General features: G+C 46.0%; 15 protein-coding genes. 1 reads left to right on the top strand and 14 read right to left on the bottom strand.

Features of this window, described 5'->3' with window-relative positions:
• From paaG to paaA, 7 genes are read right to left on the bottom strand one after another with little or no spacing between them, the layout of a single operon-like run.
• Entirely contained in the window at positions 1 to 804 is an 804-nt protein-coding gene (gene paaG, locus ABLA85_RS00790) for a 2-(1,2-epoxy-1,2-dihydrophenyl)acetyl-CoA isomerase PaaG (RefSeq protein WP_367960502.1), read from the bottom strand.
• 3 nt (positions 805 to 807) lie between these two features.
• A complete protein-coding gene (gene paaF / locus ABLA85_RS00785) occupies positions 808 to 1581 on the bottom strand; it encodes a 2,3-dehydroadipyl-CoA hydratase PaaF (protein WP_367960500.1) in 774 nt (257 codons plus the stop codon).
• A gap of 56 nt (positions 1582 to 1637) precedes the next feature.
• On the bottom strand, positions 1638 to 2798 hold the full coding sequence (gene paaE, locus ABLA85_RS00780) for a 1,2-phenylacetyl-CoA epoxidase subunit PaaE (protein WP_367960499.1): 1161 nt from the start codon (positions 2796 to 2798) through the stop codon (positions 1638 to 1640).
• 14 nt (positions 2799 to 2812) lie between these two features.
• Complete coding sequence (gene paaD, locus ABLA85_RS00775; protein WP_367960497.1) at positions 2813 to 3334, bottom strand: 1,2-phenylacetyl-CoA epoxidase subunit PaaD; 522 nt, start codon at positions 3332 to 3334, stop codon at positions 2813 to 2815.
• Between the two features lie 41 nt (positions 3335 to 3375).
• Positions 3376 to 4206: a 1,2-phenylacetyl-CoA epoxidase subunit PaaC gene (gene paaC, locus ABLA85_RS00770; RefSeq protein WP_367960495.1), complete on the bottom strand. Its 831-nt coding sequence runs from the start codon at positions 4204 to 4206 to the stop codon at positions 3376 to 3378.
• A gap of 9 nt (positions 4207 to 4215) precedes the next feature.
• Positions 4216 to 4503: a 1,2-phenylacetyl-CoA epoxidase subunit PaaB gene (paaB, locus tag ABLA85_RS00765; protein WP_367960493.1), complete on the bottom strand. Its 288-nt coding sequence runs from the start codon at positions 4501 to 4503 to the stop codon at positions 4216 to 4218.
• Positions 4504 to 4546: 43 nt separating this feature from the next.
• Positions 4547 to 5488 (bottom strand): 1,2-phenylacetyl-CoA epoxidase subunit PaaA, encoded by a 942-nt coding sequence (gene paaA / locus ABLA85_RS00760; RefSeq protein ID WP_367960491.1) that lies wholly within the window; start codon positions 5486 to 5488, stop codon positions 4547 to 4549.
• Between the two features lie 329 nt (positions 5489 to 5817).
• Between paaA and paaZ the strand changes: the two genes are divergently transcribed.
• On the top strand, positions 5818 to 7881 hold the full coding sequence (paaZ, locus tag ABLA85_RS00755) for a phenylacetic acid degradation bifunctional protein PaaZ (protein WP_367960489.1): 2064 nt from the start codon (positions 5818 to 5820) through the stop codon (positions 7879 to 7881).
• A gap of 93 nt (positions 7882 to 7974) precedes the next feature.
• Here the strand turns inward: paaZ and ABLA85_RS00750 are convergent, their stop codons facing one another.
• The 7 genes from ABLA85_RS00750 to ABLA85_RS00720 all read right to left on the bottom strand — a co-directional run bounded on the left by ABLA85_RS00750 (position 7975) and on the right by ABLA85_RS00720 (position 14872).
• Complete coding sequence (locus tag ABLA85_RS00750) at positions 7975 to 8895, bottom strand: nucleotidyl transferase AbiEii/AbiGii toxin family protein (RefSeq protein WP_367960487.1); 921 nt, start codon at positions 8893 to 8895, stop codon at positions 7975 to 7977.
• Positions 8885 to 9421 carry a type IV toxin-antitoxin system AbiEi family antitoxin domain-containing protein gene (locus ABLA85_RS00745; protein WP_367960485.1) on the bottom strand — a complete coding sequence of 179 codons (537 nt, stop codon included), beginning with the start codon at positions 9419 to 9421 and terminating at the stop codon, positions 8885 to 8887. The genes ABLA85_RS00750 and ABLA85_RS00745 overlap by 11 nt, the downstream gene beginning before the upstream one ends.
• A gap of 241 nt (positions 9422 to 9662) precedes the next feature.
• Complete coding sequence (locus tag ABLA85_RS00740; RefSeq protein ID WP_367960608.1) at positions 9663 to 10751, bottom strand: aminotransferase class V-fold PLP-dependent enzyme; 1089 nt, start codon at positions 10749 to 10751, stop codon at positions 9663 to 9665.
• 33 nt (positions 10752 to 10784) lie between these two features.
• Positions 10785 to 12167, bottom strand: a complete 1383-nt coding sequence (locus tag ABLA85_RS00735) for a YhfT family protein (protein WP_367960482.1) — start codon at positions 12165 to 12167, stop codon at positions 10785 to 10787.
• Between the two features lie 10 nt (positions 12168 to 12177).
• On the bottom strand, positions 12178 to 12540 hold the full coding sequence (locus ABLA85_RS00730) for a DUF2620 domain-containing protein (RefSeq protein WP_367960478.1): 363 nt from the start codon (positions 12538 to 12540) through the stop codon (positions 12178 to 12180).
• Between the two features lie 42 nt (positions 12541 to 12582).
• Positions 12583 to 13551, bottom strand: a complete 969-nt coding sequence (locus ABLA85_RS00725; RefSeq protein ID WP_367960476.1) for a phosphotriesterase-related protein — start codon at positions 13549 to 13551, stop codon at positions 12583 to 12585.
• A 133-nt stretch (positions 13552 to 13684) separates the two neighbouring features.
• Positions 13685 to 14872: a YhfX family PLP-dependent enzyme gene (locus ABLA85_RS00720; RefSeq protein ID WP_367960472.1), complete on the bottom strand. Its 1188-nt coding sequence runs from the start codon at positions 14870 to 14872 to the stop codon at positions 13685 to 13687.
• Positions 14873 to 14942 lie beyond the last annotated feature (70 nt).

Here is a 14942-nt window from a genome sequence, read left to right as displayed (position 1 = left end):
TTATTTCCCTTTGAATTGTGGTTCGCGTTTTTCTATGAATGCGTTAACGCCTTCCTGGAAGTCTTCAGTGTGTCCGCACTGGCGCTGTAGATCGCGTTCGAGATCAAGTTGCTCATCTAACGTATTGCTTGCCGCTGCGTAAGTGGATTTCTTAATACATGCGAGAGAGAAGGTGGGTTGGGTTGCCAGACGTTGCGCGATTTCCCAGGCTTTCTCCTCTAACTCATTAGGCTCGAAAACTTGCCAGATCATTCCCCATTCCAGTGCCTGTTCAGCGGTGATTTTGTCTCCTAACAAAGCCATTCCCATAGCACGGGCATGACCAATATGATGGGGCAGGAACCAGCTACCGCCCGCATCCGGTGTCAGACCAATACGACAGAACGCCTGAATAAAACTGGTGTCGCGGGCTGCGATCACAATGTCACAGGCCAAAGCGATAGAGAGACCGGCTCCTGCGGCGACACCATGCACAGCACAGACCACCGGCTTGGGTAGGGACGTCAGACGGCGGATCAGCGGATTGTAGAAAGTTTCAATGGAATAACCGAGATCAGGAACGCCACCTACATTGATAACAGCGTTGCGATCGTTTAAATCTTGCCCCGCACAAAAGCCACGTCCGGATCCTGAGAGCAGCACACAGCGCACTGATTCATCCTGTTCCGCGATCGTTAGTGCCTCACTTAGCTGCCGGTGCATTTCCTCGTTAAAACTGTTTATGCATTTGGGACGGTTGAGTTTAATGCTAAGGACACCTGCTTTAATTTCAGTGAGGATCGTGGGTATATTTTCATTTTCCATCTATTAGTATCCTTTAAAGGTCGGTTTACGTTTTTCAAGGAAGGCCGAAATACCTTCCTGATGGTCGGCTGTACCTGCCAAAGCAATAAAGTATTGGCGCTCGGCAGACAGCCCTTGTGACAAGCCGGTTTCGTGTGCAGTCCTGAGCGCAGCCTTAGCCGCCCGCAATGCCAGCGGCGAAAATTCACTGATGCGGTTTGCTATCTGTTGTGCACGCTTCAACGTCAGGTTTTCGATACAAACTTCACTCACTAACCCCGCTTGCAGTGCTTGCTGAGCATCAATAGTTTCACCTGTTAATATCATCTGGCTGGCAAGGGCTTTGCCAACACTGCGAATAAGTCTCTGTGTACCTCCTGCACCCGGCATTAATCCCAGAGTGATTTCCGGCAGGCCGAAGCGGGCACTTTCACCGCAGATCACCAGATCACAGGCCAGTGCAAGTTCACAACCTGCGCCGAGCGCATAGCCGTTAACAGCGGCTATTATCGGTTTGCTGATATTGTTCAGGCGTTGCCAGAGTTGAGGACGACGATCGGTTATTGCGGTTGCAACGGTCTGTTGCTGTAGTTCTTTGAGATCGGCACCCGCGGCGAAACAGCGCTGTGAACCGGTAATGATAATAGCGCCGGTGCCGGCATCGGTATCCGCTTGCTCCAGATGCTGTACAAGCTGTTCCAGACAGTCATTGCTGAGAGCATTGCGCACTTCTGGACGGTTGAGAGTCAGTGTGCGTACCCGCTGTTGCTGCTGACATAAAATCCATTCTTGGTTCATGGTGGCTCCTGATTTATGCCCATTTTTTCTGGAAAATTTTTTAGTGATGAGAAATCTTAGACGTCAAAATCAACAACGACACCGTCGCCTTTCGGCCACGACTGACAGCTTAAAATATAGCCGGAAGCCAGTTGGTCTGGCTCCAGGCTGTAGTTCACTCCCATATCCACTTCACCGGATTTGAGCCGACATTTGCAGGTGGCGCAAACCCCGCCTTTACAGGCATAGGGTAAATCTGCTCCCTGGCGCAGGGCTGCATCAAGAATGCTGTTATCCTCAGTGTTCATGACAATATTCAAGATACGGCCATCCAGATGAATTTTGACACGGGTTTCATTGCGTTCGATTAGATTGTCTGGACGGGAAGTGGCGTAAAGGGGACGATTCCCTGTGTTGAAACGTTCACTATGAATGTGTTCAGACGGCATACCAGCCTGCTCAAGTGCCGTTTTGGCATCATCCAGCATAGCTTCAGGCCCACAAAGAAAGGCGTGATCAAACTGAGCAAAAGTGAGCAGGGTTTTGCCAATACGTAAGAGGCTTTCTGCATTGATACGACCGTTGAACAGCGGGCTGTCGGTAGTTTCCTGACTGAACAGGTATATTATCTGAAAACGTTGTAGATAGCGGTTCTTGAGATCAGACAGCGCTTCTTTGAACATCACGGAGCGACTGGTACGATTACCATAAATCAGAGCAAAAGAACTTTCTGGCTCCAGGGCCAATGTACTTTTGATAATCGATAGAATCGGGGTAATACCGGAACCCGCCGCAATAGCCAGATAATTTCCCCGCGCACCAGTATCAGGACGATGGCCAAAATGACCTTGTGGTTGCATGACTTCTAATTCATCGCCAACTTTCAATTGTTGGTTGATAAAGGTGGAAAAGCGCCCCTGATAAACGGCCTTGACGCCTATTTGTAATACATTATCCAGTGGCGAACTACAGATGGAATAACAGCGGCGCAGCTCTTCCCCATCCACCTTTGCTTTGAGTGTCAGATGCTGACCGGGCTGATAGTGAAAGAATTCTCTTAATTCATCGGGGACATGCAGCGTGACGGCAACGGAATCAGGGGTTTCCTGCTCAATAGCGACAATACGTAAGTGATGAAATTGCGTTCGCTGAAACGGTGTCCGCTGGCGTTGCGTCCGGTAAAATTGTTCCTGTTGGTGCTGTTTTTGTTGAGAACCGGGACGATGAAGAATAGTCATCTGCTGCTCCCTTATTAAATACATTTGAAATAATCGAAAGGTTCCAGGCATTGCCGGCAGCGATAAAGCGCTTTGCAGGCAGTGGAACCAAATTCACTGATTTTCTCCGTTTCATGACTGCTACAACGGGGGCAGATGATAGATTCTGTATCTGCCGGTTTCTCACAGGCTGAACCTTGCGGCGGTGCGATACCGGATTCACGTAAACGCTGTCTGGCATCTGCATTCATCCAGTCAGTTGTCCATGCCGGACTTAGACTCACATCAATATGCACTGGCGAGAACCCTGCCTGAGTCAGTGTTGTGTGGATTTCATTGACCAGAAATTCTGTCGCCGGGCAGCCTGAATAAGTCGGGGTGAATATCACTTGCCAGCCTGTTTGACCAGCTTGCTCAGTGTGGAAAGGCTGAACAGCTCGTACCATACCGAGATCGGTAATGGATAATGTTGGCAATTCTGGATCGGCAATCTGATGTAAACACTGCCAGATCTGATGGACTTCCGGCTGCTGCAATGTTTTGAATTGCTGTTCCATCATTTCCTCCTGATCTTATCGGGCTTGGTTATCAGCCTCAGTCACCAGTTACAGTCTGGATAAGTCCGTTGCAAAAATTGCATTTCTGCCAGTATGTAACCCAAATGTTCTGTATGTTGCCCTTGTTTGCCACCCTGTCGATAAGGTATTTCCTGTGGTATGTCTAACGTGGCTTGGGCAAAGGTCTCTTTGACGATTTGTTGCCACGGCTCATATAGTGTGCGGGGATTTGTGGCAATTCCAGCTTCAGCAAGGTGTTGTTCCACTTCATCACAGTGGAATAGTTCGCCGGTAAAGCGCCACAATTGATTGACAGCGTTTTGCATTTTTTCGTGGCTTTGTTCTGTGCCATCCCCCAGACGGATCATCCAGCCACGGCTAAAACGCAGGTGATAATTCGCTTCTTTCAATGACTTATTGCTAATGGCTACTAACTGAGAGTCCTGACTCTGCCCTAATGCCTGATAAAGTAAGATGTGATAGGCATCAATGAAAAACTGGCGTGCTAACGTATCGTTAAAGCCACCATTAGGCTGTTCTACCAACAAAAGATTGCAAAATTCCCGTTCCTCACGACCAAAAGCCAGTTTATCTTCATCAACATTTGTCCCGTGATTTGTCTCGTAAAGCGTGGCGGCATAACTGAGAAAATTGCGTGCTTGCCCCAGTAAATCGAGACCAATATTGGATAGCGCTAAGTCAATCTCCAGCTCTGGTGCATGACCACACCATTCGCACAGGCGTTGCGCCAGAACCAGCGGGCTGTCTCCCAGACGCAGTACGTAGTTAGCCAGGTTATCGTTAAAAAGATCATGATCAGGCTTAGGGTTAAAAAGTGTCTCGTTGGGTGAAACAGCACGAAATGTATTCATGTCTCACCTCTACATATTCTTAATGCCATCAGGGATCGTGTAGAAAGTCGGATGACGGTAGATTTTGTCTTCTGAGGGCTCGAAAAAAGCTTCGCGATCTTCTGGTTGTGATGCAATCAGATACATGGATTTCACTACCCAGATAGAGCAACCTTCATTGCGTCGGGTATAGGCATCACGTGCATTTTCCAGTGCCATTTGATCGTCTGCTGCGTGGAGGCTGCCAACATGACGGTGAGTCAGCCCCTGCTTGCTGCGGATAAAGACTTCATACAGTGGCCAATCGGTATCGTTCATGTTTTGTCTCCTTCTTCCGAATTTGTACTCATCACGCAACGGATTAAACAGCCTGTTTTTTAGCTGCCATTTTTTTGGCATAAACAGAAGCCGCTTCACGTACCCAGCTCCCGCTTTCCCACGCATGGCGTTTGGCTTCCAGACGTTCGTGATTGCATATGCCCCGCCCTTTGAGCACTTGATAGAATTCATCCCAATTGATTTCACCAAAACGGTAATGGCCAGTGGTTTCATCCCAGGTTAACTCCGGATCGGGTGCGGTCATGCCTAATGCTTCCAATTGAGGGACGGTGTTATCAATAAATTTCTGTCGCAGTTCATCATTACTGAATCGTTTGATTTTCCAGGCTATGCTTTGGGCGCTGTTGGGAGAATCACTGTCATTGGGGCCAAACATCATCAGAGTTGGCCACCAGAATCGATTGATGGCATCTTGCAGCATGGCACGCTGAGCTTTATTGCCCTTTGCTAATGCCATAACTGCCTCATAACCTTGCCGCTGGTGGAAACTCTCTTCTTTGCAGATCTTAACCATAGCACGGGCATAAGGGCCGTAAGATGCCCGGCACAGAGCGACCTGATTAACAATCGCAGCACCATCCACCAGCCAGCCAATAACTCCGACATCCGCCCAGCTTAAGGTGGGATAGTTGAAGATTGATGAATATTTCATCTTGCCAGCCAGTAGCTTTTGATAAATGTCCTGACGAGAGCAGCCAAGTGTTTCTGCGGCACTGTAGAGATAAAGCCCGTGCCCTGCTTCATCCTGTACTTTTGCCAATAACACGGCCTTACGGCGCAGTGTGGGGGCACGAGTGAGCCAGTTGGCTTCCGGCAACATACCGACAACTTCCGAGTGTGCGTGTTGACCTATCTGACGTATCAGGTTTTGGCGATAGGCATCGGGCATCCAGTCCTTAGCTTCAATGGAAAGGTCGGCCTCGATCTTAGTGTCAAAGTGCGCCTGGAGTTGATCCGTTGTCATATATGCTCCAAATATGATTCTTATTTTTTAAGTTAAAGCATAAAAATGAATCATTAAATGCAACTGTGAATCTACAAATCGATAACAAAAATATCAAACGGTTTGTTTGTATATTTGTCGAACACATCACAATATTTGCTTTTTATTTTTTTAAAAAAGCCGTGATTAATTTTTATTGTTAGGGAAAAGTAAGGATATTGACATGCGACGTCCCTAAAGTGCTCTAATTTTGTTAATTTACCAGATGGTCTTTTTTATGGATTATGTGATACATAAATGTTGTATATGTGGTTAATGATGATTCATTAATACAATCGGTGGAGAAAAAAATGCAACAGTTAACCAGTTATATATGTGGTGCCTGGGTTTATGGAAAAGGTCATGCCAGAACTATTCACCATGCAGTAAATGGTAAAGCCTTGTATCAGGTATGTTCAGATGGGCTGCCACTGGCTGATAGTCTCAGTTACGCCAGGAAAAAAGGGGGCAAAGCTCTTGCGGCTATGACATTCCAGCAGCGGGCTCAGATGATGAAAGCCGTTGCAAAGCACCTGCTTGCTAATAAAGAAGCCTTGTATGCTATTTCAGCAGAAACCGGAGCGACCCGTTCGGATGGCTGGATCGATATTGAGGGAGGCATCGCAACGTTATTTTCCTATGCGGGTCTGGCAGGACGTGAGTTACCGGATGATGTTCTGTGGCCGGAAGATGAGATGATCCCACTGTCGAAACAGTCCCAGTTTGTCGCTCGCCATGTTCTGACCTCTCGTCCCGGCGTTGCGCTACATATCAATGCGTTTAACTTCCCTTGCTGGGGAATGTTGGAAAAACTGGCTCCGACCTGGATGGCGGGTATGCCGGCAATTATCAAACCTGCGACCGCATCAGCACAATTAACACAGGCGATGGTGAAATTGATACTCGATAGTGGTTTAGTGCCAGAAGGTGCACTGCAACTGATCTGCGGTGGCATTGGTGATCTGTTTGATCATCTCGATTATCAAGATGCGGTCACTTTTACAGGTTCAGCCCAGACTGGGCAGAAATTGAGAATTCATCCACGACTGGTTGAAAAATCAATTTCATTCACGATGGAAGCAGATTCCCTTAACTGCTGTATTTTAGGGGAGGATGTCACGCCGGAAATGCCAGAATTCGGTGTATTCATTAAGGAAGTTGTTCGTGAGATGACGGTGAAAGCAGGACAAAAATGTACGGCTATCCGGCGTATCATTGTACCTGTCAGCCAACTTGAGGCGGTTAAACAAGCGTTGCTTAAACGTTTGTCTGGTGTAGTGGTGGGCGATCCTGCTTTACCGGATGTACGTATGGGAGCATTGATCAACCTTGAACAACGGGGTGAGGTCCAATCCAAGGTTGATGAACTGTTACACAGTGGCTGTGAATTACTGTGCGGCGGTGCGTTGGATAAGTTAGTGCTGGCAAATAATACTCACAGCGATGGGGCGTTCTACCCGCCAACTCTGCTTTATTGTGCAGATCCGATGACTAATCAGGTCGTACATGAAACGGAAGCCTTTGGGCCGGTTTCCACTTTGATGGCTTATCAGGACACGGAACAGGCGATTGCTCTGGCCTTGATGGGGCAAGGTAGTCTGGTGGGTTCATTGGTCACGGCAGATGAGCAAATTGCGATACAGGTTATCCGGGCAACAGCTTGTGCTCATGGCCGCATGTTGATTCTGGATGAGGCGGCATCAGCGGAATCCACAGGACACGGTTCTCCGTTACCTATGTTGGTACATGGCGGACCGGGACGTGCTGGTGGTGGTGAAGAGTTGGGAGGATTGCGTGCGGTAAAACACTATATGCAGCGAACTGCAATTCAGGCTAGTCCAAGTATGCTGACGGCAATTGGTCGTGAGTGGGTGCGCGGTGCGAAAGTGAAGGAAGATCCGGTTCATCCTTTCCGTAAATATTTCGAACAAATTGAGATTGGAGAGAGTTTGCTGACTGCTCGCCGGACGGTGACGGAAGCGGATATCGTCAATTTCGCTTGCCTGAGCGGTGATCATTTTTATGCTCATATGGATAAAATTGGTGCGGCTGAATCTCTGTTTGGTGAGCGTGTGGCGCATGGTTACTTTGTTGTATCAGCCGCTGCCGGTCTGTTTGTTGATGCACCTGTCGGGCCAGTATTGGCGAACTACGGTATGGAAAACCTGCGCTTTATTGAACCAGTGAAAATTGGCGATACGATTCAGGTTCGGTTGACCTGTAAGAAGAAGATTAAGAAAGTTCAGAAGACCCCGGATGATAAGCCACAAGGTGTTGTTATGTGGGATGTGCAGGTTTTGAATCAGGAGCAACAGCCTGTCGCCCTTTACAGCATCCTCACATTGGTGGAGCGGCAGCAGAGGGATTATGTTTAACTCGTTAATATGCTCTAAATAAGAGAGATAAAGTGCCTGAGGAACAAGATTAATAAAACAAAGTGGTGATATTCCTCAGGCCAATTTTTACATTTACATCCAGAATTCGGGTTGATCATTATTATTGGAGAGCAAAAGTTGCAGCTTTTTGAATAGTTCTTCTAAGCTCGAAATTAAATAAGGGATAAATTTTTCGTTTCCTAAAGTACGGGTAAAGACATCATTTGGCAAAAAACGCTCCATTTCCGCCATGAACGCTTGACCAGTGATCACTTCTGGTAAGGATTGGCGGCACTGTTCGAGTAAGGTAGTAAAATTTGTCAGTTTGTAGTCAGCAATTTTTTTCTTCACCAAATCAGTGTCTAATTTGGCATTTTGTTGTTGTAACCAAACCAAATCCCAAATGTCCCGATGGCGCACATAATTTCTGGTAGCAGGTAATGCAATCAGTTTGTCTGCCATAATTTCATCTAAGGTTTCGACATGTATCAAGGTATCATTGTAACCATCGGGCAGAGAATCGTAGTTATTACGTAATGGTAAAATATTTCGGGTATAAGCAGGAATATTGGCAACTTCAATCTTAATGCGTTGTTTGGGTAAATCTTTTCTATCGGGAGAAGTAATAACAGCAATCTGCCATTTGCTGATTTTAAGTTCAGAATATTCAGGCTGTTGTTTCAGTGTTTCTGGTTCTTTTACTGTGACTTCTAAGCCATATCGTGTTCCAATGTAATCTTCAATACATTGCTTCATATCTGTTAATTGGCTGGATGAGAAATCGTTTCCACCAGCGAAGTCTAGGTTTTCACTAAAACGGTTGCCCCCGTAACAAAGGCGTAAAGACGTCCCTCCCTGAAAAATAAGGTCATCAAGTAATCCACTCTGCTCAAGACAAAATAAGATGTCATAATGGAGAATTTCTTTTTCAATAACGGGTCGCATATGTTTTATTTGACCATTTTGCAAAATGTGATCGACCAGTTGTGAGAAATCTGCACGATTAATCCTCATAGATTATCTCCTCTTCAACCAAATGTGTATTTCTACCCACTCGTTTTAGGTCACGGTAGGCGGCTTGTTTACTTGCCAGGCGGAGTGGTCTGCCAATTTCTTTGATATTACAGATAATGTCGGGGACTGACCTTTTTGTGTGTGTAAATTCAATGATACCGAAAGGAGTTTTGTAGGTTCCTTTACGGCCTGTAGTCATCACTGTCAGCCGATCAATTGGAATTTGTGAAATGGCACCGTATTCAGATAGTGCAGATTCTAAGCTGACATAGTTGTATTCACCTCTTCTCATTGCCTTGGCAATGAGTTCCAGCGTGTTTAATCCTTTACGTTGCGATAGTCTAAATACGTAAATGCCTTTAGAAGCGCGTAATAATACACCGTGCTTAACGAGACGGTGCAGGCTGGCTTCAAAGGCACGTTTGCTGTCCTCTGAAAAAATTTTGGCAAGATCTTTAGTGGTGAAGACATAGCGGCCTTGTTGATCAAATTTACTCAGTCGTTGAATAGCGGTAGTTTGATTCATGGTATTAAGTCTACACTGATATCACTTTTAAATGTGGTTTATGTAAATATAATAGCATCTGATTAAGTGGACATAAACCTCATTTAAAGGAGATGTTTGTGTCTATCTGGTAGGGAATTTTTTTATATTTTTAAGGTAAGTTGAGCCAGATGGGTGATGATAGGAGCGAATATTATGTCATGTAGCAGGATGATAATCGTGGATATTTTCTTGCAAATCTGGGTATATCGTCATACTTGCTTCAAGGTTTATATCGACAACTTGCCTGTAAGATACGAATAATTGTTTCAGCCCCGCTGCGATTAGGGTTGATGCGGATCATGCGTTTTTCCAAAGAGGGGTCCGCCTGACGAAATGTGCCGGAAATTCGGTAAAACAATGGGGGAATTTCAAATTTCGATTCGGCACCGACGGGATAAGGTAATGCACCCAATGTGTGTGCTGTGGTCAGTACGGCATCTGCAATCGGTTCGTGAAATTCCACTAAGACAACTTTTGACTGAGCGTTGGCGATAAATGCCCGCTTCACTTGTGGCACTTCACCCTGATTCAGCCTTGTCACCAGAGATTCATTCACTTCAGATTGCACTGCGTGCATGACTGGGGCGAATACTAACCCACGTAATGCTTCCATCGCCTGATAACCTTGAATCTGGCAGCCACCGGAGTACATGCTGTGGCGCAGTTTATCAATCACAGTCTGTTGGCCGATAACCACGCCTACGCCTTGTGGCCCCAGTAATTTGAAACAAGAAAAGGCAGAAAGGGTTGCGCCGTATTCACAACCAATATGTGGTACTTTCATTGCGGCATAATTGTCATCTACCAATGAAGGAATGTGGTATTGATTTAAGATGGCAATGATATCTTGCAGAGCATAGTAATCATCGATTTTTTGCCGTGTATGCTGGATCAGGCAGGCTACTGGCTGATATTGCTTAATGCTGGTTTCTAGTTGGTTTGTACAGTTGAAATCAGCATATACAACATTAAGCCCCATTTGTTCAATCGATGTTTTTGTTGTGGGATAAACGGGGGCATCATGCACCAGTAATGTCTCATGAGGACGAAGCAGTGCCGCCAACCCGGCACGTAAAGCACCGGTTCCGGCACCATTGACAAAGGCCGCTGCTTCAGCCCCAAAGTACTCGGCGATTACCCTTTCAATACGTTGAGTCATCCGGGGTTGATGGAGATCCGGGACTAAGCCCAGATCGCCTTGTGAGAGAAAATCAGCTCCGGGAAAGTGACGACAGATAATATCCACCAGCTTAAATTGCTGCTGTTGGGCTTGTGCCATAGTCATACTTTTCAGTGGATAGCTTTGCAATGAAGCTGTTTTCATTCTCTTACTTTATTCCTGTTAATTGATTCCTGCTAAATAGAGCACGTTGGCAAGAATACCTACCGCAATGGTGGCAATCGGGCCTATTGCCATTTCAACCAAAGGACGTTTGGAAGTCCGGTTGAGCAGGTAGATACCTGCCACAATCATAAAGCCCATACCCGGTAGAATTGCGTTGGAAGCAATCATACCACCAACCAACAGGGCGACTTCGAGCATTTTGGTGATCGCGGTACGAATATGGCCACTACAGGCTTTAACGCCGGGGTATTTATCCAGCCAAATTGCAATTTTCGCCAGCAACTGGATCTCAATAAACATAGTGATACCGCCTGCAATAAAGGCGAGCCACGGGTTATTGGTTGCCAGCCCTGCCACAAAGACGAATTTCATCCCGTTGGGGCTATACACGCCGGTAGCGATTGCCGTCGTACCGACCAGCGGAACAAACCCGATGGCACGAGCCAGCGCTACCAGCAAGGCGTTAGTTTGTTCATCTTGTGCCATTAATTGCAGTGATACCGGTCCTTCTGCCAGCAGGCTGAAAGACATGGTAGCTGCGCTTGCAGTCAGACCACCACAGAGAATGAGGAGCCATTTGTTTTTCTGAATACGTTCAATACGGGTCGAAAACAGTCCTACTAAGATTTCATTAGCACCTTTTGGTGCTGCTGAGGTTTGATTTGTTGATGGTGTATTATCTGCAAGATGTGCCGGGCGTTCACGCATGGCAAAGTAGAACATCGCGATCATCGACAGCAGCAAAGCCGCTCCATTTGGATCGACGCTGACAGGTTTTTCGATTAAACCACCAAAACTGAGCGGGCCAGCGGCTTTGGTCGCCAGATAACCAATCAAAGCGGTTAACATCACTAATAACCCTTTGCGGTAGCCATATTGGTAGCCGACGACCATCGCAGGGAACAGGGCAAAACAGGCCACAATCGGATCGCCGACTTTTTTCAGATCGTCAGTGAAATTAACCGGCAGCATGGCAAAGAGTTCCACCACTGAACGTAGCCCTGCCAGTAAGGCAATGGCGTACAGCGCGCCAATAATACCTGACGCGATAAACCCTCTGCGGCTGTTGGCACACCAGATACCAATCATATCCGTACCAAGCAACAGGCTGTGAACCAGTACGATTGGCGCTGTCAGCGAAAAGGGAATACCAAATCCTACAACCAGACCGATGCTTAAGGCAAAGCTCGTCGCAGCGAGTGCTTTACGACTCATTCGCCCTTCGAGATATTCAGGAAGCAGTGGACGCAGACCATCATGGAAAACAGCGATACCACGGTTTGCCATCATGGCAGCAATCGCACCAATTGCTGCTAGTAATCCTGCTTTAAAGGGATCAACTTCCATCAATCTCATCAGGAAATCATGAAAATGTTGCATGATATGCTCCTTATTGAGAAATGATCGAATTAATGATCACTGGCAGAACAATATCGATATCTTGCCCTGTAAAGCCAAATGCTTTTTTGCCTGCTTTCACATGAGCAATAATCTCATCGTCCGGTAAAATTTTTCCCGGCATACCAATGGTGGCACAGAGATCTAAGCCGATAAGTGCAATGGCGATTGCCAGCGCTCCACCTCCTCCGGTATTACAGGCACCAAAATAGTAATCGGCATCGCCATTTTTAATCGCCATAGATGCTTCGATATCATTCATGATGACAATCGAGGTCGCTTTATTTCCTGCCAGTTGCCGGATACATTCGGCTATTTTTTCTTTTTCTATTTGCCCACCAACGACAAATTTCATGTTGTTATCCCTCTCTTTAAATTATCTTTTATAAGATATTGTTTATTTTTTGGAAAAAAGCTTATTGAAAAAATGATGCCGGAAGAATTGTGCAGGGTTGTCACGTAACATTCGGTCTATCTGTGTTTGGGTAAAGTCGGCTGCCCGCAGCATCGGAACGAATACCGTCAGTAAGTAATCGAAACCAATTCCTCCGTTGCTTTTTAGATGAGAACGGCGGGTTATATCTTGCGAGAGCATCACTCTGTCGAGTAGCCCACGTTTGGCAACCGCTTGCAACATCGCAATGCGGCGGCTGTCTGGATAGTAATTGTTTTTACCAATGGTATCGAATTGGACCCATGCGCCTTCTTCGAGCAGGGGAATAATCGTGTCCAGATTGTCTTTCAGATCACAATGACCAATTGCCACATGTTCAGGAGAAACACCCAATTCCCTGAGGAGTGCCAATTGTTCACGCCCCATCGTGCTTAACGTTGTGTGGGTGGAAATGGGACACCCGGTTGCATGATGAGCCAGGGCTGCCGCTGCAAATACTTTTCGCTCATCTTCGGTAATTTGCCCGAAACTGGAGCCGATCTCTGCAATGACGCTGGCTTTTAACTCCGTACCGTCAATGCCTGTTTCAATGTCAGTGATCATATCTTCGGCAATGTCTTGTATGCTTAATTCGCTGAAATGGGCAGGGAAGAAAGGCTGTTTATAATAACCTGTCGAGGCGATGATGTTGACGTGGGTATCACGTACCAAATTCAGCAGAAAGGAGGCATTGCGTCCCATGTAGCGGTTGGTGACTTCCACAATGTTGCGTAATCCTAGCGTATACAAGTGGCGAAGTTCATCAGCAATTAACTCGTATTGATCTAATCGGCAATCGAGGTTGCCTTTAGCTTCGGATAGATCAATATGCAAATGCTCATGCACATAGGTGTAGCCTGATGTATCAATCCTGGATGAGGAATACGGAGCGGAATGTGTGGGGGTGTTCCCAGTCTTTTTCTGGTATTCCATAACTATTCCATAAATAAAACATAACTATTCCGTAAAAAAATAGTTACGCAGCATGATGCTGTAAATCGACTATAGCGAAAATAACATTATTTAGGGGGGGAATAATATTTACTGTAATACCTCTATAGAGTATTTATTGGGTATAGCCATTGTTTTTCCAGTTACCCTGGCTGTCATAAATACCTTCCAGCTTGGGTTCTCCTGACTGAATCCCTGAAATTAAAGCGACATCGCTGCGGGTTACGAAAACCTGAGCACGAAAACACATAATGACTGGGCTACCGATAGGATGGGTGCCTGATAATGGCAGATGGTAATCAATACAAGGTTCACCTAACCGTAATATGCGTACTGTCTTATATGATCTATTGTTTTCTTGATTCTTGGCAGGAAAAACCAATGCATGTTTCATGTGGCTGCGTTTGTAGTAGCCGCCACCGTAGCAATAACTGTTGCCATCGTAGTGATGGGATATCTCTGATACATAAACCATAGCGATATGTTCAGGCTCTCGGCCAATGGCATTGGCAGGTATTGTTCCGGTTAGTGCATGTCCGGGTTCTAAATGAGTTGCACCATATTTCGCTAACAGAGGAATGGTACTACTGCTTGTTGCAGAAGGTGCGTTGATTTGTGAAAGGGAAACACCGAGTTGTGCGAGTTTATTCCGTGCTCTGATAAGCGTCTGCAAATTGACAGTTGGTAAGGTTGTCTGATACTGCTCATTCCATGCCAGACAAGGAAAATGGGTCAGGCCACATAGTTTAATACCCGGCATTTGTTTTAAAGCATCAACAACTTTGTCGATCTCATCAAAGGGAATACCTGCTTCTTGACAAGTAAAAGAGATATCACGTTGAGTAAAGACTCTCAGCATGATGGGCTGAACGCGTCCCAATTTCTCAGCCGTATCTGATATTGCCTGAGCTTTTTCTATGGAGAATACTGTGATTATTTCGGGATTACGCTTAAGCATGGTTTCTATCAGGTGAGTTGGCGTCTGTACCAGATGACCAATGTGACATAACGGTATGTCGTGTTGGCTCAGGCTATAGGCTTCTTTGAAATCTACAGCGACGACACCGGGATAACCGAGTTCAATCAGTTTCTTGGTCAACCAGGGATTACGACCAAACTGCTTGGTCATCAAATAGAGTTCAATACCATGTTGCTTTGCTGTTTGCAGTAAATGTCGGCCATTATTTAACACTTGGTCGACATCAATGATGTAAGTATCTGGTAAGATAACACCTTGCTGCCAAAGACTTTTTGCTACTTCAATCAATTTAGGGTTCTGTTTTTTTAATGCATTAATAAACATAGATTTCCCTTCATAGCTGCAAAGCAGCCCGTCTGTGCGAAAAATAAAAATTATTGAAGACTATTAATCT

The sequence above is a fragment of the Xenorhabdus sp. SGI246 genome (assembly GCF_040838225.1).
GTDB classification, from domain to species: Bacteria; Pseudomonadota; Gammaproteobacteria; order Enterobacterales; family Enterobacteriaceae; genus Xenorhabdus; species Xenorhabdus indica.
Note: the sequence above shows the minus strand (reverse complement) of the source record. Positions and strands in the feature narration are given on the sequence as shown.